The sequence below is a fragment of the Paenibacillus tyrphae genome (assembly GCF_000722545.1).
Classification (GTDB): domain Bacteria; phylum Bacillota; class Bacilli; order Paenibacillales; family NBRC-103111; genus Paenibacillus_G; species Paenibacillus_G tyrfis.
The window spans coordinates 1-3,958 of the sequence record NZ_JNVM01000099.1; the positions used below are offsets into that span (position 1 = coordinate 1).

General features: G+C 54.4%; 3 protein-coding genes. All 3 read left to right on the plus strand.

Going from position 1 to position 3,958, the window contains the following annotated elements; genetic code table 11:
* The first annotated feature begins 463 nt into the window (after positions 1-463).
* The 3 genes from ET33_RS35960 to ET33_RS35970 all read left to right on the plus strand — a co-directional run bounded on the left by ET33_RS35960 (position 464) and on the right by ET33_RS35970 (position 3,893).
* Positions 464-1,627, plus strand: a complete 1,164-nt coding sequence (locus ET33_RS35960; RefSeq protein ID WP_036694198.1) for a polysaccharide deacetylase family protein — start codon at positions 464-466, stop codon at positions 1,625-1,627.
* Positions 1,628-1,811: 184 nt separating this feature from the next.
* Positions 1,812-2,621: a glutamate racemase gene (gene racE / locus ET33_RS35965; RefSeq protein WP_036694201.1), complete on the plus strand. Its 810-nt coding sequence runs from the start codon at positions 1,812-1,814 to the stop codon at positions 2,619-2,621.
* A gap of 69 nt (positions 2,622-2,690) precedes the next feature.
* Entirely contained in the window at positions 2,691-3,893 is a 1,203-nt protein-coding gene (locus ET33_RS35970; RefSeq protein ID WP_036694205.1) for a M14 family zinc carboxypeptidase, read from the plus strand.
* Positions 3,894-3,958 lie beyond the last annotated feature (65 nt).

Here is a 3,958-nt window from a genome sequence, read left to right on the forward strand (position 1 = left end):
AAAATGGTATTATGTGGTATTTAATCTGGATACCTTTATTTCTCTATGCATACAATTCCCGAACGTCTGGTACAAGTCCTTCGTTACTTTATTCAAAAGTTTCAGCATGAATAAGATCCTGCGAATGAGCGAGATAGAACGAGAAAACAGCATCATACTGAGGGAGGCGGACGTAAACTCTTACGGGATATACCCCACCTCTATTTGTCTGAGATTTTCTACTTCCAGGGTATCTCAGTAGCCTGAGACCTCTGCGCCGCAGGGGTCTTTTTTGTATGCCATGCCCGGTATTCGAATTGGAATAATTATTGCTTTATTTGCGTAAATGGACCGGCGAGATTTTGCGTCGGTTTGCCACATGTTACGCCGTTTGGTAAAATATATACGAACAATTATTCGCGTTCGATCAAATGATTGCCGACCGCACCAAACGACTCCACGATCAACGAAATGGGGAACAGCGATGAACAACAAGACAAAGGCGGTTTGGATGCTGGCTGCGGCATTGTCCCTCATGCTTGCGGCTTGCAGTAGCGAGCGCGCCGCCGAGCCGTCTGCGCCGACCGAGTCGCCCAAGCCGGCCGAAACACCTAAGCCGACCGATTCACCGAAACCGGTTGAATCCAAGAAGCCGACCGAATCGTCGGGCGATTCTTCGGTTGTCCCGGCCCCGCCGGCGACCTCCGTCAACTCGGAGCCAGCCAAGGACGCGAAAGCGGAGAAAGAGACGAAAGATTCAAAAGCGAAAGAAACGAAAGAAACGAAAACGACGAAGGACAAACCGAACTCGTCCGAGCCTGCGGACAAGCAGAGCCAGCCGTCCAGCGCGAATGGAGCTGTCAACGATAACGGCAAAGCGGGCGCATCCGGACCGAAAAATCCGGCCGCAGCCGTCACGGGCGGCAAAACGAAGGAACCGCCGGCGGAAGGAACCGGAGACCACAAGGCGCTCTCGTGGTATTACATGAAGAAGCCCAAAGGCCAGGTCCCGAATTTCCCGGCGGAGACGAAAAGCTTCACGAAAGACATGAAGGCGCTCTGGGTCGGGACCGGGAAAAAAGTATATTTGACCATCGATACCGGGGGCCCGCTCGGAGATATCGATACGTTGGTCAAGTCGTTGAAGGACAACAAGGTGAAGGCGAATTTCTTTATCGCGGGCTACAACGTCAAGAAAAATCCCGATTTCATTCGGACGCTCGTGGCCGACGGGCATCTGATCGCCAACCATACGATGACGCATACGGATATGAATACGCAAACCGACGAGCAGGTGCGCAAAGAAATCGAAGATTACGCGAAGCTTTATAAAGATGTGACTGGGAAGGATATCCAGCCGTATTTCCGTTTTCCGTACGGCCGTTATAATACGCACTTATTGAAAATGGTATCCGATATGGGGTACACGTCCGTCTTCTGGTCCACGGCCATGCGCGACTGGGAGCCCCGCAAGAACGGTGCGGAGGACCCCTACAACGACATCATGAACAATTTGCATGACGGCAACATTATTTTAATGCATCAAGGTTCGCCGGAAAACATCCAGGCGCTGGATAAAATCATCAAAGCCGTCAAAAAAGCGGGCTACGAGTTCGCGCTGTTAAGCGATATCGAGCCTCCGAAGTAGTTTTCGTCCGGCACGCTCCGTTTTGAGCCGTGACCCGCCGCAGGGCGGGTTTTATTTTTGGCCGGGGTCTGTTAAGATAAAATGATCCGAATGGCGGAATAAGCCGAACCGGACACCTTTCCTTTTCGCTCTACATAACATAAACCTAGAAGTGAACAGACCAAAATAAAGGAAGCGAATAACCGTGCAACAAGCGATAGCCATATTGGATTCAGGAGTCGGCGGATTGACGGTCGTCAAAGAGGTCATGCGCCAACTGCCGCAGGAGAAAATCGTTTATTTCGGAGATACCGCCCGGACGCCTTACGGACCGAGGCCGGCCGAGGAGGTTACTCGCTTCACGCATCAGATCGTCGATTATTTGCTTCAGTTTCATCCCAAAATGGTGGTCATCGCCTGCAATACGGCAACGGCTATCGCTTTGGAGGAGATTCGCGCCAGATTGCCCGTTCCCGTGGTCGGTGTCATTCATCCCGGAGCCCGGGCAGCGATTAAAATGACCCGCACCCAGAAGATCGGCGTTATCGGAACGATCGGAACGATCCAAAGCAACGCTTACGAAACGGCGCTGCGTCAACTTTCACCTCACATTGAAGTCGTGAGCCGGGCCTGTCCTTTGTTCGTGCCTTTGGTCGAGAAGGGTGTATTCCATGGGGAACAAACCCGGCAGGTCGTCGAGGAATCGCTTAGCGAGCTGAAGGAAAACCCGATGGATTGCCTGATTCTCGGGTGTACGCATTATCCGTTCCTTACGGATACGATTGCTTCAGTCATGGGACAGCAAGTTACTTTGATTAACTCGGCGGAGGAGACCGCGCGGGAAATCAGCACAATCCTGTATCACAAGGGAATGCTGGCGACCTCCAATAAGCTGCCGGTTCATCAATTTTTTTGCAGCGGAGATCCTTGGATGTTCAAGATGATTGCGCAAGGATGGCTGAACGAGCAAATCAAGGTGACGCCTGTCGTCTGGCAGGTTCCGAATATTATATAGCTCTCCGGCATATGCATTAGCGAACCCCGGGCCGTTGCGTCCGGGCAGTGAGCTGAGGAGGGCTGTCGGATGACATTTCCTTACGTCGTCAGACGCGGAGATACGATCCATCGGGTCGCGCGACGGTACGGTATGAACGTGACGGCGCTTTATGGGGCGAATCCGCATTTAAAGGAGCGCAGCTATTTGTATCCCGGCCAAGTCGTCCACATCCCCGTAAGAACGACGAGCCGCTACGTCATTCAAGCGGGGGACACGCTGTGGGACCTGGCTCTGCGGTTCAATATTTCGCTGGCGGAGCTTCAGGCGGCCAACCCCGATGCGGACCCGCGCCGTCTGCGGATCGGACAATCCATCGTGCTTCCCGTAAGCAATGGCTTGACGATTGTCGAAACGGATGTGGAGTACGGTTATGCGGAGCTGCTGGACGATTTGGACCGGCTGCTGGACACGTATCCTTTTCTGGAAATGATCGTCGTCGGTCAATCTGTGCTCGGAAAAGATATTCCGGCGGTGCGCATCGGCACCGGCCCGCGGGAAGTGCATTATAACGGGGCGTTTCACGCAAACGAATGGATTACGTCGCTGCTGCTGATGAAATTCATCGAGGATTATGCAGCAGCCTATGCCGGAAGGAAGCCGCTGCGCAACCGGGCTATGACCGAGCTGTACGAGCAAACCTCGCTATGGGTCGTGCCCATGGTCAATCCGGACGGCGTGGAGCTTGTGCAGCAAGGGGTTACGCCGGGGCATCCTTATTACGAGGAGCTGCTTCGGTGGAATTACGATTCGCAGCAGTTTTCCCGCTGGAAAGCGAATATCCGCGGCGTCGATCTGAACGACCAGTTTCCGGCCCATTGGGAGGCGGAGCGTGATAGACGGGAAGTGCCCGGTCCGGGTCCGCGGGACTACGCGGGGCCTGCGCCGCTGTCCGAGCCGGAAGCGCAGGCGATGGAGGCGTTCACCCGCGCGCATTCATTTCGTCTGGTGATGGCGTTTCATACGCAGGGCAGAGAAATTTACTGGAACTACCGGGGGCAGGAACCGCCGGAAGCGGAAGAAGCAGCACGCCGGCTGGCGAAGGCGAGCGGCTACCGGGCCGTCAAGCTGACCGGCAGTGATGCCGGCTATAAGGATTGGTTCATTCAGGAGTTCGGCCGCCTGGGGTTCACCATCGAAGCGGGAATCGGCATCAACCCTCTTCCGATCGAACAGTTTCCGCAAATGTACGACGAGGCGATCGGCATCATGCTGGAAGGGTTGAAGCTGTAGCTGCGGCCCGGCGTCGTAAAAGAAGAAGTGCTTCCGTCGAAGGATGGGACTGAGCCCCGTTTGTG

What these genes read in the sequence shown, in the direction of transcription:
- ET33_RS35960 (WP_036694198.1), top strand. Translation starts at nt 464, where the DNA reads ATGAACAACAAGACAAAGGCGGTTTGGATGCTGGCTGCGGCATTGTCC.
- ET33_RS35970 (WP_036694205.1), top strand. Translation starts at nt 2,691, where the DNA reads ATGACATTTCCTTACGTCGTCAGACGCGGAGATACGATCCATCGGGTC.